This is a genomic window from Mobilicoccus pelagius NBRC 104925, from assembly GCF_000247995.1.
In the GTDB taxonomy this organism is placed as follows: domain Bacteria; phylum Actinomycetota; class Actinomycetes; order Actinomycetales; family Dermatophilaceae; genus Mobilicoccus; species Mobilicoccus pelagius.
In genome coordinates this window covers 1-17,748 of sequence record NZ_BAFE01000053.1, presented here as the reverse complement: position 1 = coordinate 17,748, position 17,748 = coordinate 1, and the positions used below count along the sequence as shown (strand labels likewise).

General features: G+C 73.3%; 18 protein-coding genes. 11 read left to right on the top strand and 7 right to left on the bottom strand.

The window, feature by feature from the left end:
* Positions 1–8: 8 nt before the first annotated feature.
* The 5 genes from MOPEL_RS08260 (at position 9) to MOPEL_RS15945 (ending at position 4,811) form a co-directional block, all read left to right on the top strand.
* Positions 9–647: a TlpA family protein disulfide reductase gene (locus MOPEL_RS08260; RefSeq protein WP_051992264.1), complete on the top strand. Its 639-nt coding sequence runs from the start codon at positions 9–11 to the stop codon at positions 645–647.
* A gap of 1 nt (position 648) precedes the next feature.
* Complete coding sequence (locus MOPEL_RS08255; protein ID WP_009482428.1) at positions 649–1,425, top strand: cytochrome c biogenesis CcdA family protein; 777 nt, start codon at positions 649–651, stop codon at positions 1,423–1,425.
* A 112-nt stretch (positions 1,426–1,537) separates the two neighbouring features.
* On the top strand, positions 1,538–3,391 hold the full coding sequence (gene resB / locus MOPEL_RS08250; RefSeq protein WP_009482427.1) for a cytochrome c biogenesis protein ResB: 1,854 nt from the start codon (positions 1,538–1,540) through the stop codon (positions 3,389–3,391).
* On the top strand, positions 3,388–4,494 hold the full coding sequence (gene ccsB, locus MOPEL_RS08245; RefSeq protein WP_009482426.1) for a c-type cytochrome biogenesis protein CcsB: 1,107 nt from the start codon (positions 3,388–3,390) through the stop codon (positions 4,492–4,494). Before resB ends, ccsB begins: the two co-directional genes overlap by 4 nt.
* Positions 4,494–4,811 (top strand): DUF4229 domain-containing protein, encoded by a 318-nt coding sequence (locus MOPEL_RS15945; RefSeq protein ID WP_009482425.1) that lies wholly within the window; start codon positions 4,494–4,496, stop codon positions 4,809–4,811. Before ccsB ends, MOPEL_RS15945 begins: the two co-directional genes overlap by 1 nt.
* 116 nt (positions 4,812–4,927) lie before the next feature.
* On the opposite strand, the gene MOPEL_RS08235 is transcribed toward MOPEL_RS15945, so the two are convergent.
* From MOPEL_RS08235 to MOPEL_RS08225, 3 genes are read right to left on the bottom strand one after another with little or no spacing between them, the layout of a single operon-like run.
* Entirely contained in the window at positions 4,928–5,818 is an 891-nt protein-coding gene (locus tag MOPEL_RS08235) for a 1,4-dihydroxy-2-naphthoate polyprenyltransferase (RefSeq protein WP_009482424.1), read from the bottom strand.
* 1 nt (position 5,819) lies between these two features.
* On the bottom strand, positions 5,820–6,089 hold the full coding sequence (locus MOPEL_RS08230; protein WP_009482423.1) for a PLD nuclease N-terminal domain-containing protein: 270 nt from the start codon (positions 6,087–6,089) through the stop codon (positions 5,820–5,822).
* A gap of 3 nt (positions 6,090–6,092) precedes the next feature.
* Positions 6,093–7,370, bottom strand: a complete 1,278-nt coding sequence (locus MOPEL_RS08225; RefSeq protein WP_009482422.1) for an AMP-binding protein — start codon at positions 7,368–7,370, stop codon at positions 6,093–6,095.
* Between the two features lie 219 nt (positions 7,371–7,589).
* Here MOPEL_RS08225 and MOPEL_RS08220 point away from each other — a divergent pair, with 219 nt between their 5' ends.
* Entirely contained in the window at positions 7,590–8,342 is a 753-nt protein-coding gene (locus MOPEL_RS08220) for an SDR family NAD(P)-dependent oxidoreductase (RefSeq protein ID WP_009482421.1), read from the top strand.
* A gap of 175 nt (positions 8,343–8,517) precedes the next feature.
* On the opposite strand, the gene MOPEL_RS08215 is transcribed toward MOPEL_RS08220, so the two are convergent.
* Positions 8,518–9,771: an acyltransferase family protein gene (locus tag MOPEL_RS08215; RefSeq protein WP_009482420.1), complete on the bottom strand. Its 1,254-nt coding sequence runs from the start codon at positions 9,769–9,771 to the stop codon at positions 8,518–8,520.
* 13 nt (positions 9,772–9,784) lie between these two features.
* The gene (locus tag MOPEL_RS08210; protein WP_009482419.1) at positions 9,785–10,777 is read right to left on the bottom strand and encodes a 1,4-dihydroxy-2-naphthoyl-CoA synthase; all 993 of its coding nucleotides are present in this window, start codon (positions 10,775–10,777) and stop codon (positions 9,785–9,787) included.
* A gap of 268 nt (positions 10,778–11,045) precedes the next feature.
* Here MOPEL_RS08210 and MOPEL_RS08205 point away from each other — a divergent pair, with 268 nt between their 5' ends.
* The 4 genes from MOPEL_RS08205 (at position 11,046) to MOPEL_RS08190 (ending at position 15,305) form a co-directional block, all read left to right on the top strand.
* Positions 11,046–13,316 (top strand): carbon starvation CstA family protein, encoded by a 2,271-nt coding sequence (locus tag MOPEL_RS08205; protein ID WP_009482418.1) that lies wholly within the window; start codon positions 11,046–11,048, stop codon positions 13,314–13,316.
* Positions 13,316–13,558, top strand: coding sequence for a YbdD/YjiX family protein (locus tag MOPEL_RS08200; protein ID WP_009482417.1), 243 nt, complete (start codon positions 13,316–13,318; stop codon positions 13,556–13,558). Before MOPEL_RS08205 ends, MOPEL_RS08200 begins: the two co-directional genes overlap by 1 nt.
* A gap of 107 nt (positions 13,559–13,665) precedes the next feature.
* Entirely contained in the window at positions 13,666–14,019 is a 354-nt protein-coding gene (locus MOPEL_RS16635) for a helix-turn-helix domain-containing protein (RefSeq protein ID WP_009482416.1), read from the top strand.
* On the top strand, positions 14,013–15,305 hold the full coding sequence (locus tag MOPEL_RS08190; protein ID WP_009482415.1) for a type II toxin-antitoxin system HipA family toxin: 1,293 nt from the start codon (positions 14,013–14,015) through the stop codon (positions 15,303–15,305). The genes MOPEL_RS16635 and MOPEL_RS08190 overlap by 7 nt, the downstream gene beginning before the upstream one ends.
* 164 nt (positions 15,306–15,469) lie before the next feature.
* Here MOPEL_RS08190 and MOPEL_RS08185 read toward each other — a convergent pair whose 3' ends face one another.
* Positions 15,470–16,483 (bottom strand): hypothetical protein, encoded by a 1,014-nt coding sequence (locus MOPEL_RS08185; RefSeq protein WP_009482414.1) that lies wholly within the window; start codon positions 16,481–16,483, stop codon positions 15,470–15,472.
* A gap of 3 nt (positions 16,484–16,486) precedes the next feature.
* Positions 16,487–17,056, bottom strand: a complete 570-nt coding sequence (locus tag MOPEL_RS08180) for a hypothetical protein (RefSeq protein WP_009482413.1) — start codon at positions 17,054–17,056, stop codon at positions 16,487–16,489.
* Positions 17,057–17,133: 77 nt separating this feature from the next.
* On the opposite strand from MOPEL_RS08180, the gene MOPEL_RS08175 reads away from it, so the two are divergent.
* Positions 17,134–17,631 carry an NUDIX hydrolase gene (locus MOPEL_RS08175; RefSeq protein WP_009482412.1) on the top strand — a complete coding sequence of 166 codons (498 nt, stop codon included), beginning with the start codon at positions 17,134–17,136 and terminating at the stop codon, positions 17,629–17,631.
* The last annotated feature ends 117 nt before the right edge of the window (positions 17,632–17,748 follow it).

Sequence of the window (17,748 nt, the reverse complement as noted above, 5' to 3'; positions counted from 1 at the left end):
GCCCCGCCGTGTCCTCCTCCGACCCCCGTCCGCACGTCCTCCCGACCCGAGGATGCCGGGCCGTCCTCGCCGGTGCGGCCGCGCTCACCCTCGGCGTCCTCGGCGGCTGCTCCGGCGCCCAGGGTGGCGACGACACCGTCGCCGGTCAGGCCAAGGAGGTCGCCGACCGCGCCTACGTGAGCGGTGACGGACGCATCGAGAAGCTGTCCGCCGCGGACCGCGGCGAACCCGTCACCCTCACGGGAAAGACCCTCGACGGCCAGGCGTGGTCGAGCGTCGACCACCGGGACAAGATCGTCGTCCTCAACGTGTGGGGTTCGTGGTGTCCGCCGTGCGTCGCCGAGATGCCGGAGCTGCAGAAGGCCCACGCCACCCTCGAGAAGACGAAGAAGCCCGTCGAGTTCATGGGCGTCGACGTCAATGAGGCTCCCGAGACGGCGGCCGCGTTCATGCGTCGCGTCGGCACGACGTACCCCTCGCTCGCCGACGACGGCGGCGCCGCCCTCACCGCACTCCAGGACAAGGCCTCCACCCCGCCCGCGACGATCCTCCTCGACCGACAGGGACGCATCGCGGCCCGCGTCACCGGCGAGACGACGTCGGCCACGGTCACCGGCCTCGTCGACGACCTCCTCGCCGAGGGCTGAGGTGCTGCTCGCCGACACCGGCGGCGTCACCGAGATCATCGCCGACGGAAACCTGCTGCTCGCCACCCTCGTGGCGCTGCTCGCGGGGCTCGTCTCGTTCGCGTCGCCGTGCGTCCTGCCGCTCGTGCCCGGGTTCCTCGGGTTCGTCACCGGCGCGGCCGACCGCCCCCTCGACGACCAGCCCCGCTGCCGGGTCCTCCTCGGCGCGGCCCTCTTCGTCCTCGGGTTCACGGCCGTCTTCCTCACCGGCACCCTCTTCGCCGCCGCGGCGGGCTCGTTCCTCCGCGTCCACCAGGAGACGCTCGTGCGGGCCGGTGGCGTGCTCGTCGTCCTCCTCGCGTTCGTCTTCCTCGGCTGGGGCGGCTCCCTCGGGCAACGCACGTGGGCGCCCCGGTGGCGCCCCGCGGCCGGACTCGCGGGCGCGCCGCTGCTCGGCGTCGTGTTCGGGCTCGGCTGGGCGCCCTGCATGGGGCCGACCCTCGCGATGATCTACACGCTCGCGACGAACCTCGCCGGTGACGGCCACCTCATCGCCCGCGGACTCGTCCTCGGCCTCGCCTACTGCCTCGGACTCGGGGTGCCGTTCCTCCTCATCGCCGCCGGGTGGTCTCGCGCGCTCTCGACCTCCGCCTGGCTCCGTCGCCATCAGCGGGGGATCCACCTCTTCGGCGGCGGTCTGCTCCTCGTCGTCGGGCTCCTCCTCGTCACCGGCGGTTGGACGGAGATCGTCGCGCGCCTCCAGGCCGGCCTCGTGAGCCGATACGAGACGCTGCTGTGAGACCCCTCCCGACCCCGCCCGTCCCCGACGACGCCCACCGGAACGCCCACCTGGGCACGCACCCGGACGAGGCCACCCCCACCCGACGCACCCCGACCACGAGGAGGACGCGGTGACACCCGCATCGACGCCGGAGGACCCCGCGAGTACGGGACCGGAGCCCCGGACCCCGGCGGCGCGCCACTCCGCCGTCGGCCTCGACGACACCCCCGACTCGCCGACGACCCTCGACTCCCTCCCCGACGACCCCGGCGTCGCGGGCCCGCTCCGCGGCCCCCGCCTCGGGTTCCGCGGCTGGGTGAGGTTCCTCTGGCGGCAGCTCACGAGCATGCGCACCGCGCTGCTCCTCCTCCTGCTCGTCGCGCTCGCGGCGATCCCCGGCTCGGTGTTCCCGCAGCGCAACATCGACGTCACCGCCGTCGACACGTTCATCGGCAAGCACCCCGTCGCGGGCCCGATCCTCGACACCCTCGGGTTCTTCGGCGTCTACACCTCGCCGTGGTTCTCGGCGATCTACCTGCTGCTCGTCATCTCGCTCGTCGGCTGCATCCTCCCGCGCACCGCGACCTACCGACGCACCCTCACCGGGCCGCCGCCCGCCGTGCCCCGCCGGCCCGAACGCCTCGGCACGAGCCTGCGCCTCGAGACCTCCGCGAGTCCTGCGGAGGTCGAGGACGCCGCCCGCGCGCTCCTGCGCCACCGCCGGTACCGCCTCCGCCGCGCCGACGACCGGCCGGCACGCGCCGGGGGAGAGGTCGCCGAGGTCGCCGCCGAGACGGGCTACCTCCGCGAGGCGGGCAACCTCCTGTTCCACTACGGCGTGGTCGCCGTCATCCTCTCCCTCGCCGCGGGCTACCTCGTCGGCTGGAAGGGCGACCGCATCGTCCCCATCGGCGAGAGCTTCGCCAACAACCGCGCCGCCTACCACACGTTCTCCGGCGGCCCGCTCGTCGACGCGGACCGGATGCAGCCGTTCGTCGTCACGCTCGACTCGATGGTCGCCCGGTTCGAGGACGAGATCGGCACCGGCCAGCTCGGCGCCCCGCGCGAGTTCCGCGTCGAGACGACCGTGCGCGACACCCCGGGCGGCGCCCCCCGCACCGACACCCTCGCCGTCAACCACCCCCTCGAGTTCTCCGGCGCGGAGGTCTACCTCCTCGGCAACGGGTACGCGCCGGTCGTCACCGTGCGCGACGCGGGCGGCCGGGTCCTCTACCGGCAGGCCACCCCGTTCCTCCCCGACGACGGCAACTACCGCTCCAGCGGCGCGATCAAGGTGCCCGCAGCCTCGCCGAAGCAGCTCGGGTTCTCCGGCGTCTTCCTCCCCACCGTCGTCGAGGTCGGCGAGGGCAGCGGCTCCGGCGTCGCCGGGAACCTCGAGTCCGGCTTCCCCGGGCTCAACGACCCGATGCTCGTCCTCGCCGTCCACGAGGGCACACTCTTCCCCGACTCGGAACCCCAGTCGGTGTACCGCCTCGACACTCGCGGCCTCGACCCGGTGAAGGACGCCTCCGGTGCGCCCCTCACCCTCCGGTTGCGGCCGGGCGAGAAGGCGACCCTGCCGGGCGGGCGGGGGAGCGTCGAGCTCTCCGCCGTCGACCGCTGGGCCGGCGTCTCGACCCGCTACGACCCGGTCAAGGGCCTCGCCCTCGGCTCGTCGGTCGTCATGCTCCTCGGCCTGCTCGCCTCGCTCGTCGTGCCGCGACGCCGCGTGTTCCTCCGGGCACGACGCGAGGGCGCCCCCGCGGTGACGACAGGCGCGCCGCCCACGCCGGGCACGGACCCGACGGCTACCGCCGACCCCGGCACCGTGGCAGGGCCGCGCACCCAGGTCGTCCTCGCCGGACTCACCCGCCGTGACGACGCCGGACTCCCCGGCACGTTGCGGGATCTCGCCGAGGACCTCGCCGAACGCCTCGGCGACACGACTATCATCGACTCGACCGAGGGGACGGACCGTTCATGACTTCCATCCAGATGGCCCAGCTCGCGACCTATGCCCTCTACGTGGCGATGGCGGCGCTCGCCTGCGCGATGACGGCCTTCACGCTGTATCTCGCCCGCCTCGCCTCCGGGCGGGAGGCCCGACGGGTCTCCGAGTCGGAGGCGGCACGCACCCACACGGACTCGCCTGTGCTCGTCACCGCGGGTGCGGCCCGCGGCGACGCCGTGACCGGCGACTCCACCACCAGCGACTCCACCACCGGCGACTCCACCACCGGCGTCACCACCGGTGGCCACGGTCGGGAGGACGTGGCCACGACGCCCGCGAGTGCGGTGGCCGAGGGCGATCGCCGCGAGCCCGCCTCGGGCAGCCTCGGGATGTCCCTGAGTTGGCTCGGCGCGTTGTTCCTCGTCGTGTCGCTGGCGCTCCGCGGGCTCTCCGTCTCGCGTGTGCCCGTCGCCAACCTCTTCGAGTTCGCCGTCGCCGGCGCCACGGCGACGCTCCTCACCTACCTCGTGCTCGCCCAGCGCCGCCCGCTGCGGTGGCTCGGGCTGTTCGTGGTCGTCCCGGTGCTCTCCGTCCTCGGCCTCGCGCTCGTCGCCTGGTACGTGCCCGCGGCCGAGCTCGCGCCGGCCCTGCAGAGCTACTGGATCGCCATCCACGTGCCGATCGCGATCATCTCCATCGGCATCTTCACCGTCGCGTTCTGCATCCTCCTCGTCCAGCTCGGCGTCGAGCGTCGGGAACGGCAGCGGGCCGAGGGTCGCGCGCCGTCGACGTCCCGCCTCGGCACGCTCCTCGACGCCCTCCCCGGCGCGGCCCGGCTCGACCGTATCGCCTACTCGCTCAACGTCGCCGCGTTCCCGCTGTGGACCTTCACGATCATCGCGGGCGCCATCTGGGGCCAGAAGGCGTGGGGTACCTACTGGAGCTGGGACCCCAAGGAGGTGTGGACCTTCGTCATCTGGGTGCTCTACGCCGCCTACCTCCACGCGCGCGCGACGAGCGGATGGAAGCGACGCACGTCGAACGTCATCGCGATCGCCGGCTACGTCGCGATCCTCCTCAACACCACCGTCGTCAACTTCTTCTTCTCCGGACTCCACTCCTACTCGGGACTCTGATGTCGTACACCGTTCGTTACTCGCTCGCCCGCATCCTCATCTTCCTCGGCTGCCTCGGGCTCTTCCGGCTCATGGGCTTGGAGAACCTCCTCGTGCTCCTCCTCGTCGCGGCGACCGTCTCGATGCTCATCTCCGTCTTCGCCCTCAGTGGCATGCGCGACAGGATGAGCGCGGAGATCGTCGAGCGTTCCGCCCGCCGCCGCGGTGAGGCCCCGCTCGAGGAGGCCGCCCCGGCCGAGCCCGCGCCCACCCGCGGTCGCCGCCGGCACGCCGACGCCGTCACCGACGAGGACGTCGAGGACCAGGCCTTCCGCTGACCGCACCCCCGTCGACCCACGCGTCGACACCACACCCGTCGAACGACGACGAGGCCGCTGCCCGGAGCTCCGGGCAGCGGCCTCGTTCGTGTGCGGGTGAGGTCGGGGCGGCGCGGTCAGGACATCGTGGGGAACACGACGACGCCGATCCCGACGGCGACGGCGACGGCGTATGCGAGCGTGAGCTTGCCGGTCGCACCGAGCGCGGGGATGAGGCCGCGACCGGTGGCGCCGCCGAGCATGTCCTTGCAGGGGCGCACGGCGAGCGGTGCGACGAGGAGACCGACGAGGGCTCCCGGGTGCTGCACTGCGGCGACGGCGCAGGCGACGAACGCGGCGACGAGCATCCCGACGTACGTGAGTCGGGCACGTCGCTCGCCGAGACGGACGGCGAGGGTGCGCTTTCCCGCCGGGCCGTCGGTGGGGATGTCGCGGACGTTGTTCACCATGAGGATCGCGCACGAGAGCAGACCGACGCCGGTGGCCGCGGCCCACGAGGCGAGGGTCGTCGTGTCGGCCTGGGTGTACGTCGTGCCCAGCGTGGCGACGAGGCCGAAGAAGACGAAGACGAAGATCTCGCCGAGCCCGAGGTAGCCGTAGGGGCGTCGCCCGCCGGTGTAGAACCACGCGGCGACGACGGACACGGCGCCGACGAGGAGGAGCCACCACGCGCCGCACAGCGCGACGAGGAGGAGTCCGGCGAGAGCGGCGACGCCGAACGAGGCGAACGCGGCCCGCTTGACGTGTGCGGCGGGGGCGAGGCCCTGGCCGACGAGACGGACGGGGCCGGTGCGGTTCTCGTCGGTGCCGCGGATGCCGTCGGAGTAGTCGTTCGCGTAGTTGACGCCCACCTGGAGCGCGAGCGCGACGACGAGCGCGAGGGCGGCGCGGCCGAGGTGGCCGGCGTCGACGGCGTAGGCGCAGGCCGTGCCGAGGAGGACGGGGGCGAGGGCGGCGGGCAGGGTGCGCGGGCGGGCACCCTCGATCCATTCGTGGAGGGTCGCCATGTCAGAGCCGTCCGAGGAAGTCGGGGTCGTCGTCGGGCCCGATGGGCCCGCGACGGCGGGGGGCACGGTGGGGCGGCATCGGCAGGGGCATGCCCGCGGCACGGCCGCCGAACCACCAGCCGAGACCTCCGGCGAGGGGGAACAGGAGGATGACGAACACCCACACGATCTTGGGCAGGCCCTTGACGCGCTCGTCCTCGGTCTGCACGCAGTCGACGAGCGTGTAGACCGTGAACACGAGGAGCGCGACGGCGGCGACGACGCGGAGCAACCCTCATCCTTCCTTCGGGTGGGCCTGCGGGAGGCCCGGCACGGTGGGTGATCCATCATCCCACTCCGGTGCGGCGAGGATCTCGGCGATCCGGCGCCGGTCGGGCTTGCCGAGCGCGACGCGCGGCAGGGCGGGGGCCACCCGGACGAGTCGGGGTCGCGCATGACGGGGGAGGGCCTCCCGGGCACGGGCGTCGAGCGCCTCTCGCGCCGCGCTCTCCTGCCCGGCGGATGCCTCGACGAGGGCGGCGACCCGCTGACCCCACTCGGCGTCGGGGACGCCGACGACCGCGACGTCGCACCCGGCGGGAAGGGCCGGGGCGAGGGCGGCGACGACCTGCGCGGGCCACACCTTGAGGCCGCCCGTGACGACGACGTCGTCCGCGCGGCCCTCGACGACGAGACGCTCGTGCCCGTCGTGCCCTTCGCCGTCGTGCCCTTCGCCGTCGGTGTCGAGGCGGCCGAGGTCGTCGGTGCGGAGCCAGCGTTCGCCGTCGAGCTCGACGAAGGGCGACTCGGCCGGGGGGCGGAGGTATCCGGCGGCGAGCATCGGACCGGTGAGGTGGATCCTCCCCTCGACGAGGCGGACGCGGGCGCCGTCGAGGGGGCGCCCGTCGTAGACGCATCCGCCGCACGTCTCGCTCATGCCGTACGTCGTGACGAGTCGCAGCCCCGCCCGCGCGGCCTCCTCGAGGAGGTCGGCGGGGCAGGCGGATCCGCCGACGAGGATCGCGTCGAACCCGCGGGCGGCCTCGACGGCGCGGGCGTCGGCCAGGAGGCGGCGCACCTGCGTCGGCACGAGGGAGGTGTAGCGGCGTTCCTGCGCGCTCGTGGCCGCGGCCATCGCCTCGGCGCCCGCGGCGAACACCGCGGGGGTGAACGAGTCGGCCGGGGGGAGGGGAACGGGCGGGGCGCCTGCGCGGAGGGATCGGAGTACGACCTGGAGGCCCGCGACGTGGTGGGCGGGCAGCGTGAGCAGCCAGCGGCCGGGGCCGCCGAGGCGCGCGTGGGTCGCATCGGCCGAGGCGGCGAGCGCCGTGGCCGGCAGCACGGCGCGCTTCGCGGCGCCGGTCGACCCGGAGGTGCCGACGGCGATCCCGCCACCGGTGTCGGCGCCGAGCGCGGCGAGGTGGGCCACGTCGGCGTCCTCGACCACCGGGGCCGGGGCATCGGCGGCGTGGGGGAGCAGGAGGGGGCCCGTTCCGGCGGCCGCGGTCGCGAGCCGGTCGAGCAGCTCCGGGTCCGTCGGGTCGGTGGGCACGGCCAGGGGCGCGATCGTCACCGGGGCACCGTAGCGCGCGGCACCCCCCGACTCCTCGGCCCCTCCGCGGTACAGCGATGTCGGCGGCGCGGGTGGTGGCGGGAAGATGTTCTGCGTCGGCGCAGGTCAGAGGGGTGCGCTGCGGGCGTCGGGCGACGCCCCTGCCCCGCTGTATGACGGAGGGCCCCGGAAACCGGGGAGCGGCGGTGGGTGAGCAGGCGGCGGCGCGAGAATGGGGCCATGACGAAGACGGCAGTGGTGACGGGTGCGAGCAGCGGTATCGGCAAGGCGACGGCGCAGGCCCTCGCCGCGGACGGCTACCGGGTCGTCCTCGCGGCACGGCGGGGCGAGAAGCTCGCCGGGATCGCGGAGGAGTTCGGCGGCGTCGCGGTGACGTGCGACGTGACGAAGGCCGAGGACGTCACGCGGCTCGCGGAGGAGGCGGGTGACGACGTCGCGGTGCTCGTCAACAACGCGGGTGGCGCGTTCGGTCTCGAGCCCGTCGAGGAGGCGGCGCTCGACAAGTGGCGGGCGATGTACGAGGTCAACGTCCTCGGCACCGTCGCGGTGACGAAGGCCCTGCTGCCGGCGCTGCGGGCGTCGGGCGGCGGCACGATCGTCACGATCACGTCGACGGCCGGTGACGGCGCGTACGAGAAGGGCGCCGGGTACTGCGGCGTCAAGGCCGCCGAGCGGTACGCGAGCGACGCGCTGCGCCTCGAGCTCAACGGCGAACCGATCCGCATCTGCGACATCGCGCCGGGTCTCGTCGAGTCCGAGGGGTTCTCCCTCGTCCGGTTCGGCGGGGACGAGGAGAAGGCGAAGGCCGTCTACGAGGGCGTCGACCACCCCCTCTCCGAGGAGGACGTCGCGGAGTGCGTCCGCTGGGTCGTCTCGCTGCCCGCCCACGTCAACATCGACCGGATGACGGTCAAGCCCGTCGCCCAGGCCACCCCGTACAAGCTCCACCGCGGGCCGCTGCGCGAAGCGTGAGGACGTGACGACGGCGCCGGTGCGAGAACCGGCGCCGTCGTCGTGTCGTCACCGTCCCGAGGCCCCGGCCCGGCCCCGGCGCGGCCGTCGTCGCATGCCGGCCGCGTCGCCCGCCCGCATCCCGTGCCACTTCCGGCTCCGTCATGCGCCGCGTCTCACCGGTCGTCGGCGTGGGTCACCGGCGGTAGAGACGGCGGCGGAGTCGGCTGGGGAGTCGGAAGAGGTGGGCAAGGCGCAGCGTGCCGAGGAGTGTCTCGATGCCGACGCACACGACGACGACGAACGCGGTGAGGAGCACGGGGTAGAGCAGGTCGAACCACAGCGAGGTCGCGGTGAGGGTCTCGACGACGGCGAGGGGGCCGAGTTCGACGGCGAAGTGCCACGCGACGATGACCGGCACGTGCATGACGTAGATGCCGAGCGTGCGGCGTCCGACCCAGGAACCGACGACGCGCCATGGCCGCCACCGGCACAGCTGCGCAGAGGCGGTGATGCCGAGGACGCTCGCGGCGAGCTGGAGGACGAGGGAGAGGACGGAGTCGCCGAACGAGAGCGGCTTCGGCGTCATGAGGGTCGCGAGGCCGAACGCCTGGAAGAACGCGACGGTGAGCACGCCGCTCCCGAGGAGGACCCACCACGAGCGGGCGTGACGGAGGATGAGCGGCTTCGCGTGGACGCCGAGGACGAAGTAGAACACGTAGAGCAGGATCCGGGTCCACAGCGGCGACTCGACGGTCCATGTCATCCCGGCCCAGATGCTCACGGCGGCGGAGCCGGCGAGGACGATCCCCGGCGGGACGCGGCGTAGCGCCGTGAAGACGAGCGTGTAGGCGGCGAGACCGAACACGAACCACAGCGGGGTGCGCGGCTCGACGATCTGGATGAAGAAGTCCTGCACGCGCGCGGGTTGGAACGGGACGACGACGGGCCCGGACGCGATGAAGAGGAACCCGTACACGGCGAGCCACACGAGGTACAGGTAGTAGTTCGTCACCGCGGAGAGGATCGCGTTGCCGTGGGCGAAGCCGCGGCGGATCTTGCCGGAGGCGAGCATGCCGGAGACGACGAAGAGCAGCGGCATGCGGATGACGGCGACGACCTGGTTGATGCGGTCCCAGCGGGGGACGACCCAGTCGGCGGCCTGCGGCAGGGCGTAGTAGTGGCCGATGCTCACGTGGAGGAGCACGACGGCGACGATCGCGAGTCCGCGGGCGGCGTCGATCCACGCGAGGCGGGAGGCACCGCCCGTGGGGCGGGGGGTGGGGCGGCCGAAGTGCTCGAGCTGCTCGAGGCGGGCGAGTCTCAGTCGGCGTGACTTGAGCGCCCGGCCACCGGACGCGCGTCGGCGGCGCGCCTCGGTGGCCCGGTCCTCGGGGGCGTGGGGCCCACGGTCCCCCCGTGGTGCGGGTGTGGGGGTGTCGGCGGGCATGGGGGACCCCCGATCAGAAGTACCAGGGGAAGGGGGACCAGTCGGGGTCGCGCTTCTCGAGGAACTGGTCGCGGCCCTCGACGGCCTCGTCGGTCATGTACGCGAGGCGCGTGGCCTCGCCCGCGAACACCTGCTGGCCCATGAGTCCGTCGTCGGCGAGGTTGAACGCGAACTTGAGCATGCGCTGCGCCTGCGGCGACTTGCCCATGATCTCCTTCGCCACCTCGATGGCCGTCGCCTCGAGCTCGGCGTGGTCCGCGACGATGTTGACGGCGCCCATGCGGTGCATGTCCTCGGCGGTGTAGGCGCGGCCGAGGAAGAAGATCTCGCGGGCGAACTTCTGCCCGACCATCTTCGCGAGGTAGGCGCTGCCGTAACCGGCGTCGAAGGAGCCCACGTCGGCGTCGGTCTGCTTGAACCGGGCGTACTCGCGGCTCGCGATCGTGAGGTCGCAGACGACGTGGAGGGAGTGCCCACCGCCCGCGGCCCAGCCGGGGACGACCGCGACGACGACCTTCGGCATCGTGCGGATGAGCCGCTGCACCTCGAGGATGTGGAGGCGACCGCCCTCGGCCTTGACACGCGCGGTGTCGACGCTGTTGCTCGACTCGTCGCCCTTCTCCTCCGCCTCGGCGCTCGCGTACTGGTAGCCGGAGCGGCCGCGGATGCGCTGGTCGCCGCCGGTGCAGAAGGCCCACCCGGCGGTCTCGCCCGACTTGCCGGGGGTGGGGTGCGGGCCGTTGCCGGTGAGGAGGACGACGCCGACGTCGGCCGAGCGACGCGCATGGTCGAGCGCGCGGTACAGCTCGTCGACGGTGTGCGGCCGGAACGCGTTGAGCACCTCGGGTCGGTCGAACGCGATGCGCACCGCACCGAGGGTGCGGCCCGGAACCGGGCCGGGCAGGACACACCGGTGGTACGTGATGTCGGTGAAGTCGAACCCGGCGACCTCCTCCCAGGCCTGCGGGTCGAAGGGCTGTGGAGAGCGGGCGCCGGCGTCGGTCATGGGGGAAGGGTACAAAGCCGGGACGCCCCGCACCGGGACGACCCGTGCGACGCCCCGACCCGTCCGTCACGGGTGCCACTCCCGGCCGCCCGGTCACCCCGCGGCACGCCGCCCCTTCGACGCTCGCGGTGGCGACGCGGGCACCCGGGACGTTCGGGCATCTCGGACAGGAGCGCCCCCGCGCGGGCGTACCGTTCCCGGCGACGGGCCTCGCCCCTTCGGGGAGGGCGCGTCGCATCAGCGTGGATGCACAGCGAGGAGACGGCAGATGAGTCCGGTACCCACGAACGAGGACGTCCGCACCGAGGGATGGCCGCCGCCGGCGGTCGACCCGGAGAGGCGTGAGGCGCACGACCGCGCCTGGCCGTTGTCGAAGATCCTCACGTGGTCGGTCGTCGCGCTCGTCGGCGGCGTCGCGTGGGTGATGCTCGCGCTCGTGCGCGGCGAGACCGTCAACGCGATCTGGTTCGTCTTCGCCGCGCTCGCGACGTACGCGATCGCCTACCGCTTCTACGCGACGTACATCGAGGACACGCTCCTCAGGCCCGACGACCGGCGCGCCACCCCGGCGGAGTACGCCGCCGACGGCAAGGACTTCGTCCGCACCGACCGCCGTGTCCTCTTCGGTCACCACTTCGCCGCGATCGCCGGTGCCGGTCCGCTCGTCGGCCCCATCCTCGCCGCGCAGATGGGCTACCTGCCGAGCACGTTGTGGATCATCGTCGGCGTCATCCTCGCCGGCGCCGTGCAGGACTACCTCGTCCTCTTCTTCTCCATGCGGCGCGGCGGCCGGTCCATCGGTCAGATGGCCAAGGACGAGCTCGGCACCGTCGGTGGTGCGGCCGCCCTCGTCGCGACGCTGACGATCATGCTCATCATCGTCGCGATCCTCGCGCTCGTCGTCGTCAACTCCCTCGGCGACAGCCCGTGGGGCGTGTTCAGCGTCGGCATGACGATCCCGATCGCGCTCGTCATGGGCGTCTACATGCGGTTCCTCCGCCCGGGCCGTGTCGGTGAGGTCTCGGCCATCGGCGTCGTCCTCCTCCTGCTCGCGATCGTCGCGGGCGGGTGGATCAACGCGAACCCCGCGCTCGCGTCGATGTTCCACCTGTCCCGCGGCACCCTCGCGTGGGCCGTCATCGTCTACGGGTTCGTCGCGGCCGTGCTGCCCGTGTGGATCCTCCTCACCCCGCGCGACTACCTCTCGACGTTCATGAAGATCGGCACGATCGCCCTGCTCGCGGTCGGCATCGTCGTGGTCCGCCCCGAGATCCACACGCCCGCCTTCACCGAGCTCGCGTTCCGCAGCGACGGCCCGGTGTTCTCCGGCCCGCTGTTCCCGTTCCTCTTCGTGACGATCGCGTGCGGTGCGCTCTCCGGCTTCCACGCGACGATCGCGTCGGGCACGACGCCGAAGCTGCTGGAGAAGGAACGTCAGGCCAAGATGGTCGGCTACGCGGGCATGCTCGCCGAGTCGTTCGTCGCCGTCATGGCCCTCGTGTGCGCCGTGTCCATCGACCGCGGCCTCTACTTCGCGATGAACTCCTCGCCCGCCGTCACTCAGGGCACCGTCGAGGGTGCGGCCGCGTTCGTCAACAACCTCGGACTCATGGGCGTCCACACCACGCCCGACGCACTCGCCGCGACCGCGCAGGCCGTCGGGGAGCCCTCGGTCGTCTCCCGCACCGGTGGCGCGCCGACGATGGCGATCGGACTCGCGCAGATCATGCACCAGTTCCTCGGCGGGTCGGCCCTCATGGGGTTCTGGTACCACTTCGCGATCATGTTCGAGGCGCTGTTCATCCTCACGAGCGTCGACGCCGGCACCCGCGTCGCCCGGTTCATGCTCCAGGACGCCCTCGGCAACGTGTGGCCCAAGTTCGCCGACCTCGACTGGACCCTCGGCAAGTGGTTGTGCACCGGCGTCATGGTCGCCGGGTGGGGGTCGATCCTCCTTCTCGGCGTGCACGACCCGCTCGGCGGCATCAACACGTTCTTCCCGCTGTTCGGCATCGCGAACCAGCTCCTCGCCGCGATCGCGCTCGCCGTCTGCCTCGCCATCGCCGCCCACATGGGCCGCCGCCGTTCGCTGTGGATCATCGCCGCACCGCTCGCGTTCGTCTCCGCGGTGACGATCACCGGCTCGTTCTACAAGATCTTCAGTTCCGTCCCCGCCATCGGCTACTGGGCGCAGCACAGGGCGTTCAAGGACGCCCTCGCGGCGGGCAAGACGCAACTCGGCACGGCGAAGACGCCCGAGGCGATGGAGGCCGTCGTCCGCAACACGTTCGTGCAGGGCAGCCTGTCGATCCTCTTCGTCGTCCTCGCGATCGTCGTCATCGTCGTCGCGGTGGTCCGCACCCTGCAGACGCTGCGGGGCGCGTCGCGGATCGACACGGAGGGCCCGTACGTCGCCTCGCGGGTGTTCGCACCCGCCGGGTTCGTCACCACCCCGCCCGAGAAGGAGCTGGAGCGGGAGTGGGAGGCGTTCTACGAGGAGCACCCCGACGTCGCCCTCGCCCACCGCACGGGCCACTGATGGCCGACGTCGCGACCGGTACGACCCTCGCCGCCCGCACCCAGGCCCTCACCGGCCGGGTGCGGGCGGCGGGGCGTCTGGCGTGGGCGACGTGGCGGTCGATCCTCGGCGCCGACCGATACGACCGCTACCTCGCCCACCACCGCGTCGCCCACCCCGACGTCGAACCGATGGGGGAGAAGGAGTTCTGGCGCGAGCACTACCGTTCTCTCGACCGCGACCCCGGCGCCCGCTGCTGCTGATCCGCCCGTCCGGCGACGGGCATGAACGGATAACCGGCCACGTCCCTGGCGTGTACAGATAATCGCACTTACCATGGGTGTGCGGATATCCGTACAGGAGGTCGATCATGGACGACGGCACCCGCCCTCCCCTGTGGGGAGCGGCCGACGAGCCCGCCGACCTCGGCGCGCTGCTCCTCCTCCTGCGTCGCGCGCACGGTCTCACCCAGGCCGAACTCGCCGACGCCGCCGGGGTGCCGCGGCGGTTCGTCGTCGACCTGGAGAACGGCCGCTCCACCCTGTTCGTCCAGCGCCTGCACGCCGTGCTCGACGCCCTCGACGCCCGCCTCGTCGTCGAGGAACCCGGCGCCCGCGACGCCGCCTCCGGCCTCTCCCGGACGGGCGCATCGGGTGACGATGCCGTCGCGGTGGACGACGACCCAGACGGGGGCGCCCCCGCGCTCAAGGACCTCGGATGGTGACCCGCACCTCCTCCGGTGCCGCGTCCGACGTCCTCGACGTCGTCCTCTACGGCACCCACGTCGCGGAGGTGCGGCGCGGGCGTGAACCGCACCGCCTCGACTGGACGTGGACCGCCGACGCCGCCGCCCGATGGGGCGTCGGGGCCCGCGTCGTGGGGCACGCCGCACCCGTCGGCGAGCCCGGGGCGAGGCTGCACGACCTGCGCGCCGGCGTCGTCGTCGCCGGGCTGTTGCCCGAGGGGCAGGCGCGGCTGCACTACGCCGTCAACGCCGGCATCGACCCCGACGACACGTTCGCGATGCTGCGCCGGTACGGCCGCGACACCGCCGGCGCGCTCGACTTCGTCCCCCGCACGGGTCGGCCCGGGGACCCCGCCGCAGAGCCCGTGCCGCTCGGCGACGCGCAGGTCAGGGAGCTGCTCGAACGGGCGGGCAGCAGCCGCCGCGACGGCGGCCTCACGTCCATCTCGCTCGCCGGCCTCGTGCCCAAGATCGCCCTGCGTCGCGCCGCCGACGGGTCGTGGTGGCAGCCCCCGCCGGGCATCCCGTCGACGTGGATCCTCAAGGTGGCCCACCCCGTGGGCAGCGACGCCGCCGACGTCGTCGACACCGAGGCCGCCTGCCTGGACCTGGGCCGCCGCGTCGGGGTGACGACCGTGCAGGCCGAGGTGATCGAGGTCGACGGGCTGCGCGCCATCGCCGTCTCCCGGTACGACCGGATGCCGGACGGCCGGAGCGGGGTCGCGCGCCTGCACCAGGAGGACCTCGCCCAGGCGCTCGGGCTCAACACCGCCGACCCGGCCCGCAAGTTCCAGCGCGGCCGCACGATCCCGTCGTGGCGGGCCGCATCCGACGTGATCCGCGCCGGTCGCGGGCGGCTCTCGCCCCTGGCGCGGCTCGTGGCGTTCTCGTGGCTCGTGGGCAACAGCGACCACCACGCCAAGAACACGTCGTTCCTGCGGCACGCCGACGGCCGGGTCGACGTCGCCCCCGCGTACGACGTCGCCGCGCACCTGCACCATCCCGGCGCGCACCGCACGGCGCTCGACCTGGCGGGGGAGTCCGACTTCGACGCCCTCACGGTCGCCCACGTCGTCGACGAGGTCGCCTCGTGGGGCGTGCCCGGCGACGCGGCCCGCGCGGCCGTCGTCGACGTCGTCACCGACCTCACGGACGCCCTCGCGCGCATCGACCGCGGCCGCCACCCCGGCGTGACGCCGGGGGCGTGGACCGTCCTCGACGACCGCGTCGCACGGGCCGCGGGGGAGCTGGGCTTGCGGAGCTGAGGCGGGCCGGGCTGCGGCGGGCACCCATGCGGCGGGCGCGGTCGGTGCGGAGGTAGCGCCATTCGAACGGTCTCGAGCCCGTCTCAGTCCGTGAGACTGCAGGTCACGGGCTCGGGGGGGCGCCGAGGGGGCATCGACTCCGTCCTGATGGCGTCACTCCGCGGTCACGGGATGCGGTCCGCCTCGTCCGGGACGTCCGGCTCGGCGCCGGGGTGCACGTCGTCGGCCGTCGCGGGCTTCCCCGCGACCCCGGCATCGTCCCCTGCGGCCGCCCGTCCTTCGTCGGTCGTCGTCTCGGCGTCCGCGCCGTCGGGGTGGGTCTGCGCCCAGCGGGCCTTCTCCGCCTCGGACCTGCGGTGGTTGCGCAGCCCGATGACGCCGAGGACGAGGCCGATGAGCACGGGCTTCCAGAACTGGTCGTGCTCCAGCACCGTGACGAGCCACGGCGGCAGCGGCGGTAGATCGGGGAGGTCGGGCAGCGGCGGCAGGTCGAGGTGGGGGACGGGTAGGTGGATGCGCGGGAACCCCGGCACCGGCAGGTGGATCTGCGGCAGCGGCGGCAGGTCTGGCCACGGAACGTCGGGCAGGTCGACGTCCCAGTGGGGCAGGAGCCTGCCGATGATCGGCCCGAGGACGAAGATCGCGATCGCCCACCCGGCCTTGCCGAGCCCCGCGAGGAACGGGTACGCGACCCGCTTGACGTCGCTGGACGCCATCGCCTCCCGCCGCTTGGCCCCGCGCGACCCGGCGGGCGGGTCGACCTCGATGATCGAGTCGGCGTCGCGGTAGTAGACCTCCAGGAGGTCGTCGAACGTGTTGGCGCGGATGCGCAGGTGTGGCTTCGACCGGCTGAGGGCGGAACCGACGGACGCCAGCTTGGTGATCCCGCGGCGTCCCATCAGGGGCAGGTCGCCGTCCGCGGTCCCCGAGTACCGTCCGACCACGCGCCCGTCGACCGTCACCTGCAGCCGCAGCGGCGGGTTGCGGACCCACCGCTCGACGCGCTCCCGCGGGCCCGCATCGATGCCGGCCCGCACGCCGGACTTCGGGGCGCCGTTCTCGTCCGTGTCGGAGTCGGGCACCGGCCAGTCGGGGTAACGCCCGACGAACTCGGCGTCGAACCCCTGCTCCAGCTCGATGACGCCCTGCTGCGGATGGTGCAGCGTCCAGACCTCCACGCGTCACACCTTCCCGACGCCGGAGTCGGCGGGCCGTCCCTCGGCTCCACCACGGAGTCGGCCGCCGAGATGGCTGCCCGCCAGGCACAGCAGGAACACGCCGACGGCGTAGATCCACGTGCCCGGGTCGGAATACAGCTTGAGCGCGAACCAGCAGATCAGGCCCGTGAGGATCGGGAACGACCACGTGGACCGGAACACCGCGCCGTCGAGCACCCCGGTGCCGAACGCCGCCACCGGCAGCAGCACGAGCATCGCCGTCGTCGCCGTCGCGGCGGGCAGAGCCATCCCGATGACGTACGGCGCGACGAGGAACGCGAGCGCCGAGATCAGGTACGGCCACCACTGCTTCGCTGTGCGTGAGGGTCCGTCGTCCTCGTCCTCGTCCTGGTCCTCGTCCTCGTCGAGACCGTCCGTGTCGCCGAGGTCGTCCGTGTCTTCGAGGTATTCGGGCACGCTGCTCCCGGTGCGTCCCGTCCGTTCGGTGCGCACCGGGAGGACGGGGTGGGGCGTCTGCTCCTCCGGTGACTCGACGCGGGCGGGGTCCGTGGGGTCGGGGAGAGAGGTGCTCATGATGTCTCCAGCGTAGGGGCCGGGCGCGGCGGGTCGGGGTGGGCGACGGGGGTCCCGAACCTCCTACGCTGGGTCGCATGCCGATTCCCCCGCACGTCGCCGAGCTGCGCCGCCACGTCGGCCACGACCCTCTGTGGCTCACGGGGGTGACGGCGATCGTCCTGCGCGACGACCCCGAGCGTCCCGACGGCCCGCCGCAGGTGCTCCTCGTCAAGCGCAGCGACGACGGCCGCTACACGCCGGTGAGCGGCATCGTCGACCCGCGCGAGCACCCCGCCGACACGGCCGTGCGCGAGGCGATGGAGGAGACGTGCGTGCAGATCGCCGTCGAGCGCCTCGTCGCGGTGCGGGTCGTCGGCCCCATCACGTACCCGAACGGTGACGTGTCGGACTACGTCGACCACGCCTTCCGCTGCCGGTGGGTCGCGGGCGAGCCGCGCGTCGGCGACGACGAGGCCACCGAGGCCGCCTGGTGGCCCACCGACGCCCTGCCCCCGATGGGCGACGACCACGTCCGTCTCGTGGTGCGCGCCGTCACGGGCGAGGTCGATCCCTACCTCGGCCCGGCGGACTGAGGACCGCCGACACGAAGCCCCTCCGGCCGATCCTCGGCCCCGCGTCCATCTCACGGAGGCCGGTCGAGGCGGGGTCGGTGCACCTCGTCCGGCCGCGGCGGCCGATGCCCCGTCCGG